The 24,101-nt window shown below is 58.1% G+C and carries 16 protein-coding genes; 15 read left to right on the top strand and 1 reads right to left on the bottom strand.

The features are described from left to right. The first annotated feature begins 19 nt into the window (after positions 1–19). From AB4P92_RS12555 to AB4P92_RS12540, 4 genes are all read left to right on the top strand, one after another. Positions 20–1,051: a hypothetical protein gene (locus tag AB4P92_RS12555; RefSeq protein WP_047299483.1), complete on the top strand. Its 1,032-nt coding sequence runs from the start codon at positions 20–22 to the stop codon at positions 1,049–1,051. A 189-nt stretch (positions 1,052–1,240) separates the two neighbouring features. After that, a complete protein-coding gene (locus AB4P92_RS12550; RefSeq protein WP_395599457.1) occupies positions 1,241–3,631 on the top strand; it encodes a hypothetical protein in 2,391 nt (796 codons plus the stop codon). Positions 3,632–3,988: 357 nt separating this feature from the next. Beyond that, complete coding sequence (locus AB4P92_RS12545; RefSeq protein WP_395599456.1) at positions 3,989–4,930, top strand: hypothetical protein; 942 nt, start codon at positions 3,989–3,991, stop codon at positions 4,928–4,930. A 99-nt stretch (positions 4,931–5,029) separates the two neighbouring features. Continuing rightward, positions 5,030–9,859 carry an RHS repeat domain-containing protein gene (locus AB4P92_RS12540; RefSeq protein ID WP_395599455.1) on the top strand — a complete coding sequence of 1,610 codons (4,830 nt, stop codon included), beginning with the start codon at positions 5,030–5,032 and terminating at the stop codon, positions 9,857–9,859. Positions 9,860–9,922: 63 nt separating this feature from the next. On the opposite strand, the gene queG is transcribed toward AB4P92_RS12540, so the two are convergent. Beyond that, positions 9,923–10,984 carry a tRNA epoxyqueuosine(34) reductase QueG gene (gene queG / locus AB4P92_RS12535; RefSeq protein ID WP_047299486.1) on the bottom strand — a complete coding sequence of 354 codons (1,062 nt, stop codon included), beginning with the start codon at positions 10,982–10,984 and terminating at the stop codon, positions 9,923–9,925. A 63-nt stretch (positions 10,985–11,047) separates the two neighbouring features. On the opposite strand from queG, the gene AB4P92_RS12530 reads away from it, so the two are divergent. The 11 genes from AB4P92_RS12530 to AB4P92_RS12480 all read left to right on the top strand — a co-directional run bounded on the left by AB4P92_RS12530 (position 11,048) and on the right by AB4P92_RS12480 (position 23,963). Then, a complete protein-coding gene (locus AB4P92_RS12530) occupies positions 11,048–12,547 on the top strand; it encodes an NAD(P)H-hydrate dehydratase (protein ID WP_395599454.1) in 1,500 nt (499 codons plus the stop codon). Beyond that, entirely contained in the window at positions 12,535–13,005 is a 471-nt protein-coding gene (tsaE, locus tag AB4P92_RS12525) for a tRNA (adenosine(37)-N6)-threonylcarbamoyltransferase complex ATPase subunit type 1 TsaE (RefSeq protein WP_042557383.1), read from the top strand. Before AB4P92_RS12530 ends, tsaE begins: the two co-directional genes overlap by 13 nt. Beyond that, positions 13,006–14,436, top strand: coding sequence for an N-acetylmuramoyl-L-alanine amidase (locus AB4P92_RS12520; RefSeq protein WP_042557384.1), 1,431 nt, complete (start codon positions 13,006–13,008; stop codon positions 14,434–14,436). Next, a complete protein-coding gene (gene mutL / locus AB4P92_RS12515; protein WP_261736304.1) occupies positions 14,433–16,343 on the top strand; it encodes a DNA mismatch repair endonuclease MutL in 1,911 nt (636 codons plus the stop codon). Before AB4P92_RS12520 ends, mutL begins: the two co-directional genes overlap by 4 nt. Beyond that, the gene (miaA, locus tag AB4P92_RS12510) at positions 16,343–17,314 is read left to right on the top strand and encodes a tRNA (adenosine(37)-N6)-dimethylallyltransferase MiaA (protein WP_047299491.1); all 972 of its coding nucleotides are present in this window, start codon (positions 16,343–16,345) and stop codon (positions 17,312–17,314) included. Before mutL ends, miaA begins: the two co-directional genes overlap by 1 nt. A 94-nt stretch (positions 17,315–17,408) precedes the next feature. Next, the gene (gene hfq, locus AB4P92_RS12505; RefSeq protein ID WP_007902656.1) at positions 17,409–17,669 is read left to right on the top strand and encodes an RNA chaperone Hfq; all 261 of its coding nucleotides are present in this window, start codon (positions 17,409–17,411) and stop codon (positions 17,667–17,669) included. Positions 17,670–17,681: 12 nt separating this feature from the next. Beyond that, a complete protein-coding gene (hflX, locus tag AB4P92_RS12500) occupies positions 17,682–18,983 on the top strand; it encodes a ribosome rescue GTPase HflX (protein WP_042557387.1) in 1,302 nt (433 codons plus the stop codon). Positions 18,984–19,079: 96 nt separating this feature from the next. After that, positions 19,080–20,249: an FtsH protease activity modulator HflK gene (hflK, locus tag AB4P92_RS12495; protein ID WP_042557388.1), complete on the top strand. Its 1,170-nt coding sequence runs from the start codon at positions 19,080–19,082 to the stop codon at positions 20,247–20,249. Further along, the gene (gene hflC, locus AB4P92_RS12490; protein ID WP_042557389.1) at positions 20,249–21,118 is read left to right on the top strand and encodes a protease modulator HflC; all 870 of its coding nucleotides are present in this window, start codon (positions 20,249–20,251) and stop codon (positions 21,116–21,118) included. The genes hflK and hflC overlap by 1 nt, the downstream gene beginning before the upstream one ends. Before the next feature lie 313 nt (positions 21,119–21,431). Then, positions 21,432–22,619: an ATP phosphoribosyltransferase regulatory subunit gene (locus AB4P92_RS12485; RefSeq protein ID WP_042557390.1), complete on the top strand. Its 1,188-nt coding sequence runs from the start codon at positions 21,432–21,434 to the stop codon at positions 22,617–22,619. Between the two features lie 54 nt (positions 22,620–22,673). Continuing rightward, positions 22,674–23,963, top strand: a complete 1,290-nt coding sequence (locus tag AB4P92_RS12480) for an adenylosuccinate synthase (RefSeq protein ID WP_042557391.1) — start codon at positions 22,674–22,676, stop codon at positions 23,961–23,963. Positions 23,964–24,101 lie beyond the last annotated feature (138 nt).

Raw genomic sequence — 24,101 nt, 5'->3', positions numbered from 1 at the left:
ATGTCAAAGGATCTGCATTATGAGTGAAAACATGGAAGTAACACAAAGCCAGCAAAGTCATTTGGGAGTCGCTGACTCTATCATCAGTTTCAAAGTCAAATTTGATGCCGGCGAGGTTACTCGAAGCAAGTCGCTGTTCGGTAATGGTCGTATGCAAGTTAAAGTGCAAGTGCTTGTTGCCGCCGCTGATATCAACGGAAATACGGTGCATGTACCGGCTGACGTAATGAATAGCATCGAACTTATTCATTATGGTACGGGCAGGACGTTACGGGATGGCTGGTCCGCCAGTATCGAGCAAGGGCCCTATACCCTTGAAGCGCAACCTTCGGCCGTGACCACCTCGATTCCCGACGAAGAGACAGACGAGGACATACTCCATCCGCAAGTCCGTACTTTCTGGGTCTCCTGCTCGGTTGCCGGCACGACCCAGATTGCCGCACGCCTGACCCTGGCCGGGCAGACGATTCGTACCAACGGGACGACGCTGGCCAGTGTCCACGACAGCAGCGTAACCCTGGAAGCACAACAACCATTGGCCTACGCCATTGACCAGTTCCGCTGGCAGGCGACCCGTCGCGGCAATGAAGAGCCAGGCAATCGAATCTGGAACTATTACCTCGGCTTGTATCCACAAGGACAGCAGATCAAGCTTGTCGACTGGATTGCCGATGTCCCCGCCGATACCGATCCTATGTTCGCCATGGCCAATAAGCTCAATGAATATGTGACTAATTTTCTGACAGGCGTTCTGGCTCGTCCAAAGGAGCGCAGCTTGAACATCGGATTGCCATTCAACGGTGACCCTATTGCGTTCACGTTTTCCGCTGATGCAATTACGCGAGATAAGAAGTTTTATTCCGTTAGGGTCAATGACCGCGATGGAGAACTCACGGTGGTGCAGGCACTGTCTGAATATTCGAGTTTGGATCGCGCCTACAAAAAAGGCGATGTATTCCACTTTCGCGCCATCGATCAACACGGTACGGAACATAAACTGGCGATTCGCACGGACTTTGTCGCCCGCACTTTTGGTCTGGAGCGCGGGTAAGGTTGGCCGTTCAAAATTTGTATCCATGACATTGTGGTAAAGATATATACCGCTTCTTATTGAACAGGCCGGTAAGCTGGTCGGGTCACTCGTCAATATTCGCAATACTGCGTGATTGTCTATATGTCATGCGCGGGCTCCGCATTCATGCGAAGTCTGCGCAACCACACATCTCAAGGATGAGAATTCATGGCTGGCAAACCACCAAAAATCAAACCTGCGCCAAACAAAATCCCCGATATAAACACTGACGGCTTTCATCGGCCGGTAGGGGGTAATCTCCCGTCGTCTTCGGTGCTTCGTCAACCGGATCCGCTGCAGCCTTCCTCCCGACCGCACACGGCAGAATCGGTGGAAGTCATCAGCGTTATCCCGAACCTGATGCCGCCCGCCATCCCGATCAGTCACCCTGGTGGGGTTGTCGCGATCAGCGCCTTGTCGAACTACTGGATACCCGTTTCGAGAAACATGGGCGAGGCCAATGAGCAAGGCATTCGGGTGCTCAAGCAACGCCAATATGTCGCTGTAGATGAAGAGCATTATGTGCAAGTGGTCAAGGACGCCGACAGTGGTCTGTTCCGCGCCACCGTCACCCGAGAGCGCGAGCCGTCCGGCCCGCTACTCAAACCGGATAGCGAGGGCAAACTCTGGTATCCGGTCGAGAGCAGCAACTCCGCGCATGAGCACATGGCGGACCTGTTTCACCGTATGGGGTATGCCATCGACGAATTCTCCGACATCACGCTTGCACGCATCCTCGCAGTGAGTGGCGTTGATGGAACGCTGGCGCGCCATACCGACGCTGACGTTCATCCCCCCGCACTGCTCCAGGACACCCTCAGGCGATTCAGCCTCGATCAGAAAATGGCGCGCTGGCCAAAAGAGGATCGCGCCGCAGTCTTTAAGGCGCATGAGCGGGCATTCGAAGTCGACTGTGATGAAAATACCTTGCAGATGCGACGAATTTTTCCTGATTTGCCTAAAGCAGTGGCCGAGGCGATATGGCGCAATACAACTGCCGCCGAGCGTCTGCATATGCACAATCAGCCGGGCCTACCACCGCGAGTGGCGACAGAGACGTTGGTGGCCCTGCGAGAGGCTCGCCTGGCCAGGGCTGGCGAAGGGCTTTACTTGAATGCGGTGTCCAATTTGGACAGTGACCGCTTGGCGCTTTATATGATCGGCGGTCTCGCAGATTGGCCGCGACAGATTCGAATCGAGATGCGTCAGGGCGTGCTGGACGGGGAGGTCTTGAGCGCGATCGGTGATGGCCGGTCGCCGGTTCGTCACGTGCTGATTCGACAGGACGCAGGGTATTTGGTGCAACGCGCCGATGGCCAATCAACCCAGGCGCTGCATGATCTGTATTCGGCAGTCTGCTTGTTGTTGCTGCCCGCGCAGCGCAAGGCGCTGGGCATGCCTGAAGCCGCTGGCCCGACATTGCAGCAATGGGTTCGTGCCCAGCCGTTACCATCGCGGCAGACCGTGAGCGAAGTGCTGGGACTGGAACCGTTGCCATTGGCCATCGAAGCTGTAACTGCGCAATACCGGCAGGCGGGGTATCTGCGGGGCGGAGCCGATGAAAATCCCGAGTCGGGCAGGTTTGTTGAAAAACGCGTTCGTGATCTGTATCCGGAGCTCTCTGACGAGGATGTTGCGCGATTTATCAATGAGCATCTGCACAGCGATCCGTCCGGGGTTTTGATTCGTTTGGAAAAAGAGTTCGCAATGTTGCGCCAGGAGTTAAGCGCCTGGAGCGCGATGGTCCCTCCACATCACACTGATGGGGAGGTATGGAGCCCTGCGGCACTTGCCCATCAACTACAGTTGCGACAGGGCTTCAGTAAAAATCTGCAAGCTCTCTGGCAGAAAAAATTGATAACACCCCATGACGCTCAAGGCGAAAGTTTTTCTTCGTTCATCGACTTCGCCGGTGAGTTGCCGCACACATCCGCAAGATTCGAACATGTGACAGAGTTGGTGCTGGAGGCACGCAACCCGAGCGTCAAGCTCGGCAAATTGCTCGACAGCTTTCCCAATCTGCGCTACCTGATCCTCCAAAGGGTGCGTATGGAGACGTTCGCTCCAGGCATTTTTCAGATGCGCGACCTGCGCCATCTGGTCTTGCAGGATTGCTCACTGCAACTGTCTGACTTCGATGCCGAGGGGCTATCAAGAATCGAGACACTGACTCTGTTGAGGCTTGACGAAAATCCGTTGGGTGTCGCGCCACATGTGGGATTTATGCACCAATTGGGCGAGTTGTACCTGAGTGATGCCGGGCTGACGCAGATTCCTTCCGGGGTAGAGCAACTGGCAAGCTTGAGGGTGCTTGATGTGCACGACAATAATATCGTCAATATCAGAGAGGAGTTTTTCGAACTTCCTGATACACAAAATCTGGATATCAACCTGATTGACAATCCACTCGGCGACGTCGCATTGATGCGTATAGGTCAATATGTTCAGGACGCCAGTATGGACAGGCAGATTGTAATCAGGGTGCGAGAGCCTGTGGCGAATGACGTTGTTGAAGTTTTCGACTCTCCTGATACCGGGATTGAATCGTCGAGTGACTGACGACATTGCCTGGTAGTTGTTAATCCAGTAACGCCTTCTTTCAGTTGTAGCCAATATCAGTTTGGCCCACTCTCTGCCTCGTTCTCGAACAACGGTATGAAGGTGGGCTTTTTAATATGTGGGAAAGGTTTTTTATTGCAGGATTTGATCGTTTTCTGAATGGTTGTGGTTACTTGATTGCAGGGGGCGATATTAGGTGAATGTAAGTCTCCTGGTTTGCACTGTCGGGTGTTTCTTTTTGCGACATTACATACGGATATAAAGCATGACTTCTTTTTGTCTGGCGTGTGTGTGTCAATACTCCAGCGTCATCACCCAGGAGCATGTTTTCAATTTGCCTTTCAGGAAGAAATTTATATGTTTGAAGAAAGTCTGAGTATCCAGCGCCTTGAAGTGAAGTTTTACTCTTCTGCCGTTCGCCATAAAACACTGTATGCCAATGGCCGTATGCAAGTTCGTGTGCTGGTGCTGGTGGCGGGAGAAAACTCGCAGGCCGAAGAAGTCTCGCTGCACGGCCATCCGGCACTGGAGACGCTCAAGCTGATCAGCTATGACACCTCTGCGCCGCTGAGCGGCGATTGGCATGTCGATTTACAGGAAAACCGCTACGCACACGACATGGCGGGTGGCGCCCCGCGCGTGACGCCATTGGTGCCTGCTGCCAGCAATCGGATTTCCGCGCCAGAGGACAGTGTTCAGGTTTTCGAGTTTTGGGTCACTTGCAGCCGTCCTGGCGCACTCCAGATTGCCGCTGAACTGACCCTGGATGGAAAGAAGTATCGGAGCAACGGGCGCAATGGTTACGACAGCAGTGTGACGCTTGAAGCGATTGCGCCTAAACGTTATCCACGTACCAGTTTCACTCTCAAAAAAAACAGGGTCAGGGCTACGCCCAGTCTTTTTGAAAAGTTCGAACAATATAGTCTTGCTTTATATGCAGAAGGTCGACAAATCAACCTGCTCGATTGGTCCAGCCTGCAAGTGAAATATGACGCGGACTATGCGGTCGAGTTCTTCTCCTCTGGCAATGCCATAAACGTCTCGGTCGGCCCGAGAAGTTATACCGGCTATATAGCGCCGATTTATGGTGCGCAGGTGGTGACGCGCACGCCAACCGGCCTTCGAACCATGGAGCAGGATCCCGGAATAATATCGATCCTCAGTCATGTAACGGAAGAACATCCTCGCAAGCCAGAGAATAAGGAAACGCTGGAGTTGCTGGTATTGGATGAATACGGTACCGCGCACAGTGTTCGGATCAATCCTGATATTGCGAACCGCTCGTACTCGCTTGGTTGATGTAGGGTTTTCAAGAGTTTCACTAATCATGGTGTTTTCGGTGCAGCAGTCGGAACTCTTGCGTGTCTATTCGTTTCTGCAACTTACAGGATGTTATTCATGAGTACTAAAACTCAGGATTCAGTGCATTCGAATGCATTCAATTTTGGAGGTTTTGTTGCCGGTGGTGTTGATCCCCGTACAGGCATTTACACCTGCGCCCTGACACTTGGGGTTATTCGTTCCGGGGACCTCAACGGCCCTTCATTCAATCTTGCCTTGAGCTTCAACCCACTCAACACTCACAACGCCGGTTATGGCACCGGATGGTCGCTGCCCACCAGTCGTTATGATTTGCGTAGCAAAGTCATGACGCTCAACGGCGGAGAGCGCTATAAGGCCGTTGAAACAGGCGATGCTCTGCAATTCAAGGAAATGAAACTTGAGAGCGCCAAGGTACTGAAAGTGGCTGTCGGGCGTTATGAAGTTCGTTACAAGGATGGCCGGCGCGAAGAGCTTGAGGTTTACGGCGCCACCCATGTTGCCGTGCCCACGCGGGTCATCGCCGCGAACGGAACGAGCATTTCCTTGAAATACGCGACGTTCAACGAGCAACCCATGCTTGTGGAAATCAGCGATGCAAAAAGGACATTGCTTAAAGTCAGCCGTACTGCTGGCCGGCTGACGTTGACCCAGTATCCCGACACGCCATCTAGCGCTGAATTCACGATGACGCTCAAGAACGACCACGTCACAGCAATCGGTTTACCGGTTGGCAGAGGTTGGGATCTGCAGTACGAAGAGATTGATGGCATCAGGTACCTGAAACGCGTGGAATCGCCACTCGGTGCCGTGGAAAACATTCGCTACAAAAGGGTCGGACACCTGCTTCCTGCCTCAGGGGCGACGCAAAGCCTGCCCTACGTGATTGCCCATGAAGTTTTCGTCAAGCAAGGGCAGCCGAAGGTTAGCAAGACCTACACGTATTCGGACTGGAATTATCTGGGGCATGGCGTGCCGTCCGACCCGGCCGATGACGGTGACCCTCTGTACCGTGCGCCCAAGAGCTATGAGTACAGTTGCGTGGAAAGTTTGATTGTGGGGGCGAAGACTCATACCCACACCAAGCGCACCTACAACAAGTTTCATCTGTTGGTCTCTGAAGTGACCACATGTGGTGAGTCGGTGGCTTCGGTTACTACCGATTATCACTGTGAAGTCGGCAAGCCTTTCACTGAGCAGCCGGCGCAATTTCGCATGCCCAAGTCTCAGACCCGAGGTTACGCGAACAGCGTAACCGGGCAGAAACGCACGGAAACCACCACCACCGAGTTCGATGCCGCCGGCAATCTGCTCAGTCAGGTTGACGCCAGCGGCGTGAGTACGCAGTTCGAGTACTACCCGGCCAGCGATTCAGAAGGTTGCCCAAAAGACCCTCTGGGGTTTATCCGTTTTCTCAAGCAGAAAACCGTGGTGCCAGCGGCAGGCGGTGGCGCCTCGACCATTACCCGCTATCGCTATGCTTTGCACCCCGCCCTTGAAGGCTCGACGCTGGCCAGTGTCCTGCCCGTTCAGGAGAGTTTTCTGGAGTTGGTTGACGGTGTCGAGATTCTGCGTTCAAAGGTTGACCTCACCTATTTGAGCTCGCCCAAGGACCCGACTCTGCACGGCGTGTTGCAACAGCAGAGTGTTACGCGCAATGCCACAACGACCCGCATCGAATATTCGTATGAGCTTGAAGAGACCACACTGTCGTTGAAGAAAACCGTTCACGGGTTTGACGGCACCACCAGTTCCAGCGAACAAAAGCTTTCGACTTTGAGTGGGTTGACGGTGTCCGAGCGCGATGCCGACGACGCAGTCATCGAGTATGAATACGACAAGCTTGGCCGGCGGATACGCAAGACACTGGCGCCCGGCACTGCTTACGCCTCCTTCACCCAGTGGCGCTATGAAACTGCCAAGGGCCGCGAGCCGGCGACACTGATCACCCATGACTCGTCCGGGGGCATGCAAGAGGCCACTTACGATGCACTGGGGCGCATCGTCAAAATTCAGGAAAAGGACTGCGATAACCCGGACCCGCAGGGCGACTGCCCTATGCGCACTGTTTACACCTGCGTCCATGACAACACTGGACGACCCGTGACGGTGGAGCACAGCGACTGGTGGGATGGCGTTGCGCGCGAGGTCAAATCGGAGTTTTTCTACGACGATTGGGGCCAGACCAAAGAGACCCGCCATGGCGACGGGCGAATCGAACACAGTGAATTTGATCCCGTCAGCCGCAAGCAGAAGAGCTGGCAGCAGGGCATGGGCAAAACGGTCACTGTCGTCAATGCTTTCGGCAAGCCAGACAGCGTCGAGGTATTCGATCTAAAAGAGCAAAGCCTGGGTAAAACCGTTTATACCTATGACGGGTTGGGCCGAACCCTCAGCCAGACCGATCCGGCCGGCAACAAGACCTCTTTCGAATACGACGTGTTCGACCGCCTGGTGCGCACTGTTTTGCCAGACGGACATGCAGTTGAAACCACGTTTGCAGCCCACAGCACCGATGAGTTGCCGGTGGAAATCAAAGTGGCGGGCGTGCAGCTGGGGCAGCAGGCGTTCGATGGTTTGAACCGTGTGACCGGGATGTCCGTGGGAGGGCGCAAGTCGTTCGCCAGTTACGAGGCCGGCCGCAGTCTGCCCAAATCGCACACCGACGCCTCAGGCCAGCGGACCGAGTTCGTTCATGAGCCGGCCTTGGGTGGTTTATTGACTGAACGCAAGGCTGTCATCGCTCGCGGATCGCTCATTGAGGGTCACGAACTGACCGAGGCCGAAGACGATGGGTTGACCACTCGATTCACCTACGATGTCCTCAGCGGGAAACCCCAAAGCTGCATAGAACAGGGCCGCGAGAGTCATTTTGAGTACTTTCCCTCCGGGCGCCTCAAATCGCAAACCACGCAATTTGGCGATCTGCGCCAGACCGTCTCCCATACCTATACTTTCGCCGGTCGTCCCCTGACGTACGTGGACGTGCTGGGCGTAAAGCACAAGACCGAATACGACACGTGGGGACGCAGAGTCTCGTTCAAGCAGGGGGCGGTGCAGGCTGATTTTTTCTATGACAAGAAAACCGCTTTGCTGGAACGCATTGAAACTCGCGATACCTCCTCCAGCAAGCTCTTGACGACGCGCCTGACCTACGATGACCTCGGGCGCGAGGCCACTCGAAGCTTTGAGGCCAATGGTTTGGTCACCCAGACGCTGACCTCCACCTACACCGTGGTTGGCAAGCTGTCGCAGAAAGTCCTGAAGCGCGGCGCTTTCGTGCTGCGCGATGAACGATTCGCTTACGACGTGCGCGGCCGCCTCACTCAGTACAACTGCGACGGCAGCCAGCGACCCCGAGATCCTTACGGCAAAGAGATCATCCGGCAAACCTTTACCTTCGACGCGCTGGACAACATCCTCACCCTGGAAACCACTTTTCCCCAAGGCGTTAACGTAACGACCTTCAGTTACAGCGAAATCGATCCTGCACAGCTCGTTGGGGTAACCCACTCACATGCCGATTATCCGGCGCCGGTTACGCTGGAGTACGACGCCGACGGCCGGATGATCAAGGACGACCACGCGCGCACCCTGGCGTATGACGCGTTTGGACGTCTTATCCGGTTGACCAATGAGCGAGGGGAGGTGGTGCGTGGCTATCACTACGACGGTTTTGATCGAATCGTTGAGTTGTCGCAACCGCGAAAGCTGGATGTGCAGCGCTACTATCACAACGCCAGCGTGAGTAGCGAAATTTGCGGTAATGACGCGCTCAGTGTGGTGCGTGACGGCGGGTTTATATTGGGCCAGCAGCAACTCGGTGCGGATGCGGGTAGCCGGATCTTCGGCACGGATCAACAGCAAAGCGTGCTGACCCGGTTGCATGACGAGCAATGGGACGACAGCGCTTATTGCCCCTACGGGCATCGCCCGGCTGACGGCGGGCAGTTCAGTCTGGCGGCCTTCAATGGCGAGCAACTGGATACCGTTACAGGTCTGTATTTGCTGGGCAACGGCTACCGCGCCTACAGCCCGACCCTGATGCGTTTCACCGGACCTGACAGCATGAGCCCGTTTGGCGCGGGTGGACTGAATGCCTACGCCTATTGCCTGGGCGATCCGGTCAATCGAGTTGACCCCACGGGCCATATCTCCTGGCAGGCAATTGCAGGGATTGCGCTGGGTTTTGTCGGGATAGTCGCCAGTATCGTTACGTTGGGTGCAGCCTCGCCACTGGCCCTGTTGGGCATGGGGTTGGGCATCGCTTCCGGAGCGGCTGCCATAGGCAGTGAGTTGGCCAATGAACTGGCGCCACAGTCCCAGGTCGGGGCGATACTTGGCTGGGTAAGTTTGGGGCTTGGCATTGCGTCTGCTGCCGCAGGGGCCCTTGCTGTCCGACAGGCTATTGCGCAAAGCCTGAGGCCTCGTCCCTATCTCGTGAAATTGGCCGACGAACCGCCGGTCAGAATCGTGGAAAAGGAATACGCGACCTTTGGCGGCAGAAAGCACGGTGGCAAATCAGGCAAGGCCGGGGCTAGTGCCGCGCCGCCCGAGCCGCCAGCAAACTGGACATTGATTGAGGAGTTCCAGAATCACGACTACCTGCCGCCGGGTAAACTTGGTGCGGGTTCCAGGGCTAAATATGCTGAATTCAAAACGGCAGTTGAAAGCAATATCAGCCCCAGTGACGCTGCCCGAGCTTATCCTGGAAGCAAGCAGGATCCTTATCCCAATTACAAATTCTTCTATCCAAACAGCTTGCACGAAGGATTTTCCCATGTGCATACGCGTTTAAGCCAAGAGCATCGGTTGTTTTATCTGGTGAATGGCCAGAAAAAACAGGTTCGCATTATGCAGTTAGGGGCGCACGAGCCTGCTTGGGGATCGGCGCATGTCGCCAGGTAATGACTGGTCTGAGACGAGAAAACGATTGGGTTTGCGCGGCGTTCGAATGCGGGGGAATCCCCTTTATGACGAATGTTGCTTCAACGCCCATTCGACGTGTTCCCTGACCAGCGCCGAGGGATAATCCCGTCGCGCCTTCAACGCTTCCAGCACCGCAATCGTTGAGGGCGCATTGCCTAACCCCACTGCCAGATTGCGCAACCAGCGCTCATACCCGGCTCGCCGCAATGGCGAGCCCTCGGTGCTGCTCAAAAACTTCTCTTCATCCCACAAAAACAGTTCAGCCAGTCCGGCGTTGTCCAAGTTGTGCCGTGGCTTGAAATCGCTTTCCGTCGAGGGCCGCGCGAAGCGGTTCCACGGGCAAACGATCTGGCAATCGTCACAGCCGAACACCCGGTTGCCGATCAGTGGCCGCAGCTCTTCGGGGATGGCGGTTTTCAGTTCTATGGTCAGATACGAAATGCAGCGTCGCGCATCCAGCACATACGGGCCGACGAAAGCATTGGTCGGGCAGATATCGAGGCATGCAGTGCAGCGCCCGCAGTGTTCGGTACTGTGCGGCTCATCCACTGGCAGCGGTAGATCGACGAACAATTCGCTCAAGAAAAAATAGCTGCCAGCCTTACGGTTCAGTACCAGCGTGTTTTTGCCGATCCAGCCCAGCCCAGCCTGCTCGGCGATGGCTTTTTCCAGCACCGGCGCGCTGTCGACGAAAGCGCGAAACCCGAACGGGCCGATCTCGCCTTGAATCTTGTCCGCCAATTGTTGAACACGTTTACGGATCAATTTGTGGTAATCGCGGCCCAAGGCATAACGTGACACGTAAGCTTTTTCCGGTTCGGCCAGACGTTTGGCCATCTCGGTGTCGCCTGGCAGGTAGTCCATGCGTAGGGAAACCACACGCAAAGTACCGGGCACCAGCTCTTCGGGATGCGAACGCTTGCTGCCGTGGGCGCCCATGTAATCCATTTCGCCGTGGTAGCCGGCCTCGAGCCAGCGCTGCAGGTGCTGCTCATGCTCGGCCAGATCGAGGCCGCTGATGCCGACTTGCTGAAAGCCCAACTCCCGGCCCCAATCCTTGATCGATTGGGCCAGAGCGGGCAGGTCTGTGGTGATGGCGGACATGAGGCGAGAGAAACCGGAGCTGAGGTGCGTATAATTCTGCCAGACATCGGAGCCCGAAGACGCATGCCGCACACGAAAGATGAATTACCCGACGCGCTGTATGGCGCCGCACAGGTGCGCGAGATCGACGCACGGCTGATTGCCGCGGGCACGCCGGGCTTCGAATTGATGCAGCGCGCCGCGCATGCGACCTGGCGGGCGTTGGTGCGGCAATGGCCGACAGCCGATGAAATGACTGTGCTTGCCGGCCACGGCAACAATGCTGGCGACGGCTATTTGCTCGCCGCAATGGCGCATCGGGCGGGTTGGCGGGTGCGCGTGCTGGCGGTCGGCGACGCGCAGCGCCTGCAAGGTGATGCCGCACAGGCGCACGCCGAAGCGCTCGCCGAGGGCGTCAGTGTGCTGGGCTGGGCCGGTCAAAACGAATTGCGCGGCGTCATTGTCGATGCCTTGCTCGGCACCGGCCTGACCGGTGACGTACGCGAGCCCTATCGCACGGCCATCGCGGCGATCAACGCCAGTGGCCTGCCGGTAACGGCAGTTGATATTCCTTCCGGACTGTCCGCCGACACCGGGCATGCACTGGGTACTGCCGTTTGCGCCGACCTCACCGTCACCTTCATCGCCTTGAAAGTCGGCCTGTTCACCGGTGATGCGGCGGATCATATCGGCGAGCTGGTGTTTAATGATTTGCAGGCGACGGCCGAAACCTGTGGTGACATTCCCGTCAATGCCAGGCGCCTGCACGCGGCTAATCTTCCACGGCCGGCGCCACGTCTACCCGGTTCCCACAAAGGCCGCTTCGGGCATGTGCTGCTAATCGGCGGCGATCACGGTTTTGGCGGGGCGATCCTGCTCAGCACCGAAAGTGCCTTGCGCAGCGGTGCCGGCATGGTTTCGCTGGCGACTCGCCCGGAACATGTGTCAGCGGCATTGACCCGCATTCCGGAAGCCATGGCCCTGGGTGTTTCCTCGGCCAATCAATTGATGGGCCTGCTGGAAAAGGTTTCCGTGCTGGTGGTCGGGCCGGGGCTGGGGCAGGCTGGCTGGGGGCGGGCGCTGGTGTCGGCGGCAGCCAATGCGCCGTTGCCACAGGTGTGGGACGCCGATGCATTGAACCTGCTGGCCGAAGGGTTTGTCAGCTTGCCCAGGGATTGCGTGATCACGCCGCATCCGGGTGAGGCGGCACGGTTGCTGGGGATCAGCACCGCGCAGGTGCAGGCCGATCGTCCTGCCGCTGCGTTGGCGTTGAGTAAAAAATATACAGCGGTTGTGGTGCTCAAAGGCGCCGGTAGCCTGATCGCCCATCCCGATGGGCGTCTGGCGTTGTGTCATCAGGGGCATCCGGCCATGGCCACCGCCGGGCTCGGCGATGTGCTGGCCGGTTTGACCGGCGCGCTGCTGGCACAAGGCATGGATGGCTTCGATGCCGCGTGCCTGGCGGTCTGGCTGCACGCCAATGCCGGGATGCACCAAGGAAAATTCGGCCGTGGGCTGGCGGCCAGTGATCTGATTCCAGCCATTCGTCAGTTGTTGGAGGAGCATGCACCGTGTCTGAAGTAACCCTGTACCTGGCCGATGAACAGGCCATGAGCGACTTTGGCACACGGATCGCCCGCGTGACCCAGGGCCATGGCCTGATTTTTCTTGTTGGCAACCTGGGCATGGGCAAGACCACGCTGTCGCGAGGGATCATTCGCGGGCTGGGCCATGTCGGAGCGGTAAAAAGTCCGACCTTCACATTGGTCGAGCCCTACGAAATCGGTGACATCCGCGCCTTCCATTTCGACCTGTATCGCCTGGTTGATCCGGAGGAACTGGAGTTTCTCGGGATCCGCGACTACTTCGACGACGACGCCCTCTGCCTGATCGAGTGGCCCGATAAAGGTGCAGGCTTTTTGCCAAAGCCTGACCTGACCATTACCATTAGCCCGCAAGACAGCGGGCGTTCGCTGAATATTTTGTCCCAGGGCTCGCGTGGCGAGGCCTGGTGTGCCGCTTTGGCATTGGAAACCAATTAGATGATGGGGTTAGGTATGCGCTTTCGCGCGTTGGTGGCTGCCGCAGGACTGATGTTGATGGCAGTAACCGTCACCGCTGTGGCCGATTCAAAGGTCAACAGCGTGCGCCTGTGGCGGGCGCCGGATAACACGCGACTGGTCTTCGACCTGAGCGGCCCGGTGCAGCACAGCGTTTTCACCCTGACTTCACCGGATCGACTGGTGATCGACATCAATGGCGCCACCCTCGGCGCGCCTTTGAATGTGCAGACCGCGAACACGCCGATCACCGCGATGCGCTCGGCCCAGCGCACGCCGTCAGACCTGCGGGTGGTCATCGACCTGAAAAAAGCCGTCACGCCCAAAAGCTTCTCGCTGGCGCCGAACGCGCAATACGGCAACCGTCTGGTGGTCGATCTGTTCGACAACCCGGCCGATGCCGCTCCGCCGCCTGCACCTGCGCCGCGGGTTGCGACGGTGCCGGCCGTGCCGGTTACCCCGACCGAACCGACCATCAAGCTGCCGCCAGCCCCGGCCGGCAAGCGCGACATTATTGTGGTGATTGACGCCGGCCACGGTGGCGAAGACCCGGGTGCGTCCGGCTCGCGCGGGCAGCGTGAGAAAGACGTGGTGCTGCAGATCGCCCGTGAATTGCAGCGTCAGCTCAATGGCATGAAAGGCTTCCGCGCCGAACTGACCCGTACCGGTGACTACTTCATCCCGTTGCGCGGGCGTACGGAGATTGCCCGCAAGAAGGGTGCTGATCTGTTCGTCTCGATCCACGCCGATGCCGCGCCATCTGCGGCGGCCTTCGGTGCTTCGGTGTTTGCCCTGTCTGATCGCGGTGCGACGTCCGAGACCGCTCGCTGGCTGGCCGACAGTGAAAACCGTTCCGACCTGATCGGCGGTGCGGGCAACGTCAGCCTCGACGACAAGGACCGCATGCTCGCGGGCGTGCTGCTTGACCTGTCGATGACAGCGTCGTTGACCTCCAGCCTCAACGTCGGGCAGAAAGTCCTGACCAACATCGGCCGGGTTACGCCGCTGCACAAACAGCGCGTGGAGCAAGCCGGGTTCATGGTGCTGAAGTCGCCGGACATTCCGTCGATCCTGGTCGAAACCGGGTTTATCTCCAACGCCAACGAAGCGAACAAGCTCTCGGCGTCGAGCCACCAGCAAGCGCTGGCGCGTTCGATCAGCAGTGGCGTGCGCCAGTTCTTCCAACAGAACCCGCCGCCGGGTACCTACATTGCCTGGCTGCGTGATTCCGGCAAGATTGCCCAGGGCCCGCGTGATCATCGAGTCAATCCGGGCGAAACCCTGGCGATGATCGCCGTGCGTTATCAGGTCTCGCCGGCAGCGGTGCGCAGCGCCAACAACCTGAAAAGCGATGACCTGAAAGCGGGTCAGCACCTGACCATTCCTGGCACCGAACTGGCGTCCAAAGAATGACTCAGGTCCTGAATACGGCCCGCATCGAGCTGCTCAGCCCACGGCTGGCGAACCAGATCGCCGCCGGCGAAGTGGTCGAGCGCCCGGCGTCGGTGATCAAGGAGTTGCTGGAAAACAGCCTCGACTCCGGTGCCAAGCGCATTGATGTCGACGTCGAGCAGGGCGGCGTCAAGCTGCTGCGGGTGCGCGACGATGGCAGCGGCATCTCTGCCGATGACCTGCCACTGGCACTGGCCCGGCACGCCACCAGCAAGATTCGCAATCTGGAAGACCTGGAACAGGTGATGAGCCTGGGCTTCCGCGGTGAAGCCCTGGCCTCGATCAGCTCCGTGGCGCGCCTGACCCTGACTTCGCGCACCCGTGATGCCGATCAGGCCTGGCAGGTCGAAACCGAAGGTCGAGACATGGCGCCTCGCGTTCAGCCGGCCGCGCATCCGGTGGGCACTTCGGTGGAAGTGCGCGACTTGTTCTTCAATACGCCGGCACGACGCAAATTCCTCAAGACCGAAAAAACCGAATTCGATCACCTGCAAGAAGTGATCAAGCGGCTGGCACTGGCGCGTTTCGACGTGGCTTTCCATCTGCGCCACAACGGCAAGACCATTCTCAGCCTGCACGAAGCCCACGATGATGCGGCCCGCGCCCGGCGTGTGGCGGCGATCTGCGGCTCGGGTTTTCTTGAGCAGGCGCTGCCGATCGAGATCGAACGCAATGGCTTGCACCTGTGGGGCTGGGTCGGTTTGCCGACCTTCAACCGTAGTCAGGCGGACTTGCAGTACTTTTTTGTGAACGGCCGTGCGGTGCGCGACAAACTTGTGGCGCACGCGGTGCGCCAGGCTTATCGCGACGTTCTGTTCAACGGTCGCCACCCGACGTTTGCGCTGTTTTTCGAGGTTGATCCGGCTGCTGTGGACGTTAACGTTCACCCGACCAAGCACGAAGTGCGCTTCCGTGACGGGCGCATGGTGCATGACTTCCTTTACGGCACGCTGCACCGGGCGCTGGGCGATGTGCGTCCGGAAGATCAGCTTGCCGGTTCGGTCACCACTGCCGTGGTCCGCCCGACAGGGCTTGATGCCGGTGAGTTCGGGCCGCAGGGCGAAATGCGTCTGGCGGCCAATGCGCTGCTGGAGCAACCGCAGGCACAGCCGGCGTTCAACACGTCGTCGGGCGCCAGTGCTGGCGGCGCTTATCAGTATCAATACACGCCGCGTCCGCAATCCGCTGTGCCGCCGGTCGCTGAGGCTCAGGCCGCCTATCGCGAGTTTTTCGCGCCCTTGCCAGAAGCCAATGCCAACGCATTGCCGGCCGGTCAGGAAGACATTCCGCCGCTCGGCTACGCATTGGCGCAGTTGAAAGGCATCTACATTCTGTCCGAGAACGCCCAAGGCCTGGTGCTGGTGGACATGCATGCTGCCCATGAGCGGATCATGTATGAGCGCCTGAAGGTCGCCATGGCCAGCGAAGGCCTCAGCGGCCAGCCGTTGCTGGTACCGGAATCGCTGGCGGTCAGTCAGCGTGAGGCTGATTGCGCTGAAGAACACGCTGCGTGGTTCCAGCGCCTGGGCTTTGAATTGCAGCGTCTGGGCCCGGAAACATTGGCGATTCGCCAGATTCCAGCACTGCTCAAGCAGGCTGAGGCCAACCGTTTGGTTGGCGACGTGCTGTCGGACCTGATGGAGTACGGCACCAGCGACCGGATTCAGGCACACCTGAACGAACTGCTCGGCACCATGGCCTGTCACGGCGCAATCCGAGCCAACCGGCGTCTGGCCCTGCCGGAAATGAACGGTCTGCTGCGTGACATGGAAAACACCGAGCGTAGCGGTCAATGCAACCATGGCCGACCGACCTGGACCCAATTGGGCCTGGACGATCTGGACAAACTGTTTTTGCGCGGTCGTTGATGAGCCAGCTTCCTCCAGCGATTTTCCTGATGGGCCCGACCGCTGCGGGCAAGACCGATCTGGCCATCGAGCTGACCAAAGTGTTGCCGTGCGAGCTGATCAGTGTCGATTCGGCGCTGGTCTATCGCGGCATGGACATCGGCACCGCCAAGCCCTCAAAAGAGCTTCTCGCCGAATATCCTCACCGTCTGATCGATATTCTCGATCCAGTTGAAGCCTATTCGGCTGCGGATTTTCGTCGCGACGCCTTGCAAGCCATGGCTGAAATTACCGCGCGCGGAAAAATTCCGCTGCTGGTGGGCGGCACGATGCTCTATTACAAGGCTTTGGTCGAAGGTCTGGCGGATATGCCAGCGGCTGATCCCGAGGTGCGCGCGCAGATCGAAGAAGAGGCTGCACGCCTTGGCTGGCAAGCCCTGCACGATCAATTGGCGGTGATTGATCCGGTGTCCGCTGCCCGGATTCATCCGAACGATCCACAACGCTTGAGTCGCGCGCTGGAAGTCTATCGGGTCAGTGGTCAGAGCATGACTGCGCTGCGGGAGCAACAATCTGCGCAAAGTACTGAAGCAGCCGCTTCGGGACTGCAACAATTGCCCTATACTGTCGCGAACTTGGCCATTGCCCCGGCGAATCGTCAGGTACTGCACGAGCGCATTAAACAAAGATTCACAAATATGTTGGAACAGGGATTCATCGACGAGGTCGTAGCCCTGCGTAAAAGAAGTGACCTGCATTCGGGGTTGCCGTCTATACGTGCGGTAGGCTACCGCCAAGTCTGGGACTACCTGGATGGCAAACTGACATTGGCTGACATGCAGGAGCGCGGCATCATCGCCACGCGCCAATTGGCCAAGCGCCAGTTCACCTGGCTACGAAGCTGGGAAGATTTACATTGGCTGGACAGTCTTGATTGCGACAATCTGCCACGCGCCTTGAAATACTTAGGGACCATCTCCATATTGAGCTGAGTCCTTGCAATTGCCGTCTATCCTTGGGGGTGTGACGGCTAAAGCCATCTGAATTACCTATTTTTATTATTGAATCCTTAAAGGAGTGCGGCACATGTCAAAAGGGCATTCGCTACAAGACCCTTACCTGAATACTTTACGTAAAGAGAAAGTTGGGGTTTCCATCTACCTGGTCAACGGTATCAAACTGCAAGGCACGATCGAGTCGTTCGACCAGTTCGTGATCCTGCTGAAAAACACCGTCAGCCAAATGGTTTACAAACACGCTATCTCGACAGTCGTGCCGGTTCGTCCAATTCGTCTGCCTAGCGCAACCGAATCCGAAGCAGGTGACGCTGAGCCAGGTAACGCCTGATAGGAGTCTCCTTTGTTCTTTGAGCGCCACGGTGGTGGTGAGCGAGTAATCCTCGTTCACTTGGATGGACAGGACCCTGAGGCGCGCGAAGATCCGCAGGAGTTTCAGGAACTGGCTAATTCGGCAGGCGCCGAGACCGTTGCGTTTTTTAACGTGCCGCGTCATCGGCCAACTGCCAAATTCCTGATCGGCAGCGGCAAGGTCGAGGAACTGCGCGACCTGGTCCATGCCGAAAAGGCTGATCTGGTGATTTTCAATCACATCCTCACGCCCAGTCAGGAACGTAACCTCGAACGTGTTTTCGAGTGTCGCGTGATTGACCGTACCGGTCTGATTCTCGATATTTTCGCTCAGCGCGCCCGTACCCATGAAGGCAAGCTCCAGGTCGAACTGGCCCAGCTTGACCACATGAGCACGCGGCTGGTTCGTGGCTGGACTCACCTTGAGCGTCAGGGTGGCGGTATCGGCATGCGCGGTCCGGGTGAAACCCAGCTTGAAACCGACCGTCGTCTGTTGCGGGTTCGCCTGCGGCAGATCAAGGGCCGGCTGGAAAAAGTGCGCAGCCAGCGCGAGCAGTCGCGGCGCGGCCGTTCGCGTGCGGATATTCCTACCGTGTCTCTGGTGGGCTATACCAACGCCGGTAAATCCACGCTCTTCAACAACGTGACGAAATCCGACGTGTACGCGGCTGATCAATTGTTCGCCACGCTGGACCCGACCTTGCGCCGTCTGGAACTGGACGACCTGGGGCCGATTGTCCTGGCCGACACGGTAGGTTTCATTCGTCACTTGCCACACAAGCTGGTCGAGGCTTTTCGGTCTACGCTCGAAGAGTCGAGTAACTCCGACCTTCTGTTGCACGTTATCGACGCGGCCGAACCGGATCGCATGTTGCAGATCGAGCAGGTGATGGTGGTGTTGGGCGAGATTGGCGCCCAGGACTTGCCGATCCTCGAGGTCTATAACAAACTCGATTTGCTTGAAGGCGTTGAGCCGCAAATCCAGCGCGATGCCGATGGCAAACCGCAACGGGTATGGTTGTCGGCGCGTGATGGCAGTGGTCTGGAATTACTTGAACAAGCCATCTCCGAGTTGCTGGGCGGTGATTTGTTTGTGGGTACATTGCGCTTGCCGCAACAATTCGCTCGACTGCGTGCGCAGTTTTTCGAACTCGGTGCGGTGCAAAAAGAAGAGCACGACGAAGAAGGCATCAGCCTGCTGGCCGTTCGCTTGCCCCGGGTCGAGTTGAATCGACTGGTAAGCCGCGAAGGATTGCAGCCGATGGAATTCATCGAGCAACACACTTTGCAATAAAAGCCTGACAAAGCGGTTGTGCCGCAACGTCAGGCATTCTGTAGCATTGGTCGGCGCGCCGTGGGTGCGTCTTTGCTTTATCAGATGGAGAGCGCTATGGCTTGGAATGAGCCGGGTGGCAACTCGAATAATCAGGATCCTTGGGGTGGCAAGCGCCGCAATAACGGCGACCGCAAGGGGCCACCGGATCTCGACGAGGCCTTCCGAAAGCTGCAGGAAAGCCTGAACGGATTGTTCGGTGGTGGCAAGAAACGTGGTGATGACGGCGGTGGTTCGAGCAAGAGCGGCGGCGGTTTCGGCGGTCTGATCGGTATTGCCCTCGTTGTGCTGGCGGCTGTCTGGCTGTACAGCGCGGTTTACGTGGTGGACGAGCAGGAGCAAGCCGTAGTGCTGCGCTTCGGCAAATACTACGAAACCGTCGGCCCGGGTCTGAATATCTACTTCCCGCCGATCGATAAAAAGTACATGGAAAACGTCACGCGTGAGCGTGCCTACTCCAAGCAGGGCCAGATGCTGACCGAAGACGAGAACATCGTCGAAGTGCCGCTGACCGTGCAGTACAAGATCAGCAACCTGCAGGACTTCGTACTGAACGTCGACCAGCCGGAAATCAGCCTGCAGCACGCGACCGAAAGTGCGCTGCGTCATGTGGTGGGTTCCACCGCGATGGATCAGGTGCTGACCGAAGGTCGTGAACTGATGGCCAGCGAAATCAAGGAACGTCTCCAGCGTTTCCTCGATACCTATCGCACCGGTATCACCGTTACTCAGGTCAACGTACAGAGCGCCGCTGCACCGCGTGAAGTACAGGAAGCCTTCGACGACGTGATCCGCGCCCGTGAAGACGAGCAGCGTTCGCGTAACCAGGCAGAAACCTACGCCAACGGCGTGGTGCCGGAAGCTCGTGGTCAGGCCCAGCGTATCCTCGAGGATGCCAATGGTTACCGCGACGAAACGGTCTCGCGCGCCAAGGGTGAGGCGGATCGCTTCACCAAACTGGTTGCCGAGTATCGCAAGGCGCCTGAAGTCACCCGCCAGCGTCTGTACCTGGACACCATGCAGGAAGTCTTCAGTAACACCAGCAAGGTACTCGTGACCGGCAACAAGGACGGCCAGAGCAATCTGCTTTACCTGCCGTTGGACAAAATGATCCAGAACAGTTCGGGCAACGCACCGGTAACCGGTTCGGCCGCCGCCAGCAGCAACACGGACGTCACGCCGCATGTCACTGACGTGCCGCAGTCGCGTACAAGGGAGACCCGCTGATGAGCAATAAATCGCTGATCGCCCTGATCGTTGGCGTCGTTGTCGTACTGGTGGGCTGGAACTGCTTCTACATCGTGGCTCAGACCGAGCGTGCGGTGTTGCTGCAGTTCGGTCGTGTGGTTCAGGCCGATGTCCAGCCGGGTCTGCATGTGAAAGTGCCTTACGTCAACCAGGTGCGCAAGTTCGACGCCCGCCTGCTGACGCTGGATGCACCGACGCAGCGCTTCCTGACCCTGGAAAAGAAAGCCGTGATGGTCGATGCCTATGCCAAGTGGCGCGTGAAAGATGCCGAGCGCTTCTATACCGCGACTTCCGGCCTCAAGCAGATCGCCGACGAGCGTCTTTCCCGTCGACTGGAATCCGGTCTGCGTGACCAGTTCGGTAAGCGCACCCTGCACGAAGTCGTGTCGGGCGAGCGTGATGCGCTGATGGCTGACATCACCGCGTCGCTGAACAAGATGGCAGAGAAAGAGCTGGGTATCGAAGTCGTCGATGTCCGGGTCAAGGCCATCGATCTGCCGAAAGAAGTGAACCGCAGTGTGTTCGAGCGTATGAGCACCGAGCGTGAGCGTGAAGCTCGTGAGCACCGCGCCAAGGGTAACGAGCTGGCTGAAGGCATCCGTGCCGACGCCGATCGTCAACGCCGCGTGCTGCTGGCTGAAGCCTATCGTGAATCTGAAGAGGTTCGCGGTGATGGTGATGCCCAGGCCGCTGCGATCTACTCCAAGGCCTACGGTCAGGATCAGGAGTTCTACGGTTTCTACCGTAGCCTGCGCGCCTACCGTGAAAGCTTCGCGAACAAATCCGACGTCTTGGTCCTCGACCCAAGCAGTGACTTTTTCCGATACCTGGAAAAGTCCAAGCCTTGATACGGCGTTGACCTGAATCATTCCGCCCGGCGGCTAAAACCTCGGGCGGGGTGATCCTTTGGGAAAACGTGTGTATGATGCGGCAGCCGGGAAATTCCCGGCTTTTTTGCGTCTGCACGTTTGATTGCTGTTTTTACTGCAGAACATCGGGTTGAATGGCTCGACAGTTTTTCGAGGAAAGTGATGGGCGAAGCCGGTTAAAGGCCTTTCGCTGCGTCGTTCATGCGCGTGCGTTTTGAACGGACCGGTCATTTTCTGCTTCACTCAAGGCTCGCCCTAGTGCTGGCCGCCCGGATCAAAGGGGAATGGCGTAATGGCAACGGTAGACCGCTGGCTGCTGCCAGATGGCATCGAAGAAGTACTGCCACCGGAAGCGGCGCGCATTGAAGTCGCGCGTCGTCAGGTGTTGGATCTGTTCCAGAGCTGGGGTTACGAGTTTGTCGTGACTCCCCATATCGAGTACCTGGAATCCCTGCTGACCGGTGCAGGCTCGGACCTCGATCTGCGTACCTTCAAGGTCATCGACCCGCAGTCGGGGCGGCAGATGGGTTTCCGTGCCGACATCACGCCGCAAGTGGCGCGCATCGATGCGCACACCCTGCGTCGCGAGGGCCCGAGCCGTCTGTGCTACGCCGGCAGCGTATTGCACGCCCAGCCGCGTGCATTGTCGTCGTCGCGCAGTCCGATCCAGTTGGGTGCCGAACTGTACGGCGATGCCAGTCCGAGCAGCGACGTTGAGGTGATCAGTCTGATGCTGGCCATGCTGCAACTGGCCGATGTGCCTGACGTGCACATGGATCTCGGTCACGTTGGTATCTACCGTGGTCTGGCGCGCGCCGCCGGTCTGTCCGGCGAAGTCGAACAGCAGTTGTTCGATGCGTTGCAACGCAAGGCCATCGACGAGGTCATTACCTTGACCGAAGGCTTGCCTGCCGACCTGTCCGGCATGCTCCGTGCGCTGGTTGACTTGTGCGGCGGCCGTGAAGTGTTGAGCGCTGCCCGCGAGCGTCTGGCCAATGCGCCAGCGCCGGTGCTGGAAGCACTGGAAGATTTGCTGGCGATAGCCGAGCGCCTGTCGGCTCGCTTCCCGGAGCTGCCGCTGTATTTTGATCTGGGCGAGTTGCGCGGTTATCACTACCACACCGGTGTGGTGTTCGCGGTGTTCGTACCGGGCGTTGGTCAGTCCATCGCTCAGGGCGGACGTTACGACGACATCGGCGCCGACTTCGGTCGCGCGCGTCCGGCGACTGGCTTTTCCACCGATTTGAAAACCCTGGTGACCCTGGGGCGTGCTGAGATCGAGTTACCGTCTGGCGGTATCTGGATGCCTGACAGTACGGATGCAGCACTCTGGCAGCACGTTTGTCAGTTGCGCAGTGAGGGTCAGCGTGTCGTTCAGGCATTGCCTGGGCAACCTTTGGCCGCCGCCCGTGATGCGGACTGCGACCGGCAATTGATTCAGCAGAACGGGCTTTGGCAAGTATCGCCACTGGCTTCTTGAGTTTTCCTGCCGGCCATCGCCGGCACCAAGTTTGCGCGAATGAGGACAAGTGTTATGGGTAAGAATGTCGTAGTCCTGGGCACCCAATGGGGTGATGAGGGCAAAGGCAAGATCGTTGATCTGCTGACCGAACATGCTGCCGCCGTAGTGCGCTACCAAGGTGGCCACAACGCTGGTCACACCTTGGTGATCGACGGCGAAAAAACTGTCTTGCACCTGATTCCGTCGGGCGTGCTGCGCGAAGGTGTGCAGTGCCTGATCGGCAACGGCGTGGTGGTTGCACCTGACGCCCTGCTGCGCGAGATCACTAAGCTGGAAGAGAAAGGCGTACCGGTGCGCGAGCGCCTGCGTATCAGCCCGTCCTGCCCGCTGATCCTGTCCTTCCACGTAGCGCTGGACCAGGCTCGTGAAAAGGCCCGTGGCGAGCTGAAGATCGGTACTACCGGTCGCGGCATTGGCCCGGCTTATGAAGACAAGGTTGCACGTCGTGGCCTGCGTGTGGGCGACCTGCTCAACATGCCGCGCTTTGAAGACAAGCTGCGTGAACTGGTGGATTACCACAACTTCATGCTGGTTGGTTACTACAAAGAGCCTGCCATCGAGTTCGAAAAAACCCTGGCCGAGTGCAAGGAATACGCAGAACTGCTCAAGCCGCTGATGCTCGACGTGACGGCCGAGCTGCACGACCTGCGTCGCGCCGGCAAAGACATCATGTTCGAAGGCGCCCAGGGTTCGTTGCTCGACATCGACCACGGTACCTATCCGTACGTGACCAGCTCCAACACCACCGCGGGTGGCGTGGCTACCGGTTCGGGCGTTGGCCCGATGTTCCTGGACTACATCCTGGGCATCACCAAGGCTTACACCACTCGCGTAGGTTCGGGCCCGTTCCCGACTGAGCTGTTTGACGAAGTGGGTGCGCACCTGGCCAAACAAGGTCACGAGTTCGGCGCTACCACCGGCCGTGCGCGTCGTTGCGGCTGGTTCGACGCCGTTATCCTGCGTCGCGCTATTGATGTGAACAGCATTTCGGGCATCTGCCTGACCAAGCTGGACGTACTCGACGGCCTGCAAACGATCAATATCTGCATCGGCTACAAAGATGCCGAAGGCAAAGACGTTGCCCCGACAGACGCTGACAGCTACGTGGGCCTTCAGCCTGTGTACGAAGAAGTGCCGGGCTGGACCGAATCGACCGTGGGTGCCAAAACCCTGGAAGAGCTGCCAGCTAACGCTCGTGCCTACATCAAGCGCGTTGAAGAGTTGATCGGCGCGCCGATCGACATTATTTCGACGGGCCCGGATCGCAACGAAACCATCGTTCTGCGTCATCCATTTGCTTGATAAGTCGTTGATGTAAAAAACAAAGGCCCCTTAATCGGGGCCTTTGTCGTTTATGCCTGTTGGGCGGCACGACCTTTGCTGTGAATCTTCCTACAAGAGTGCCATCAAATTAATGGCGTCAGAAGTAGAGGGATTCAT

The sequence above is a fragment of the Pseudomonas sp. A0308 genome (assembly GCF_044218815.1).
In the GTDB taxonomy this organism is placed as follows: domain Bacteria; phylum Pseudomonadota; class Gammaproteobacteria; order Pseudomonadales; family Pseudomonadaceae; genus Aquipseudomonas; species Aquipseudomonas iridis.
Note: the sequence above shows the minus strand (reverse complement) of the source record. Positions and strands in the feature narration are given on the sequence as shown.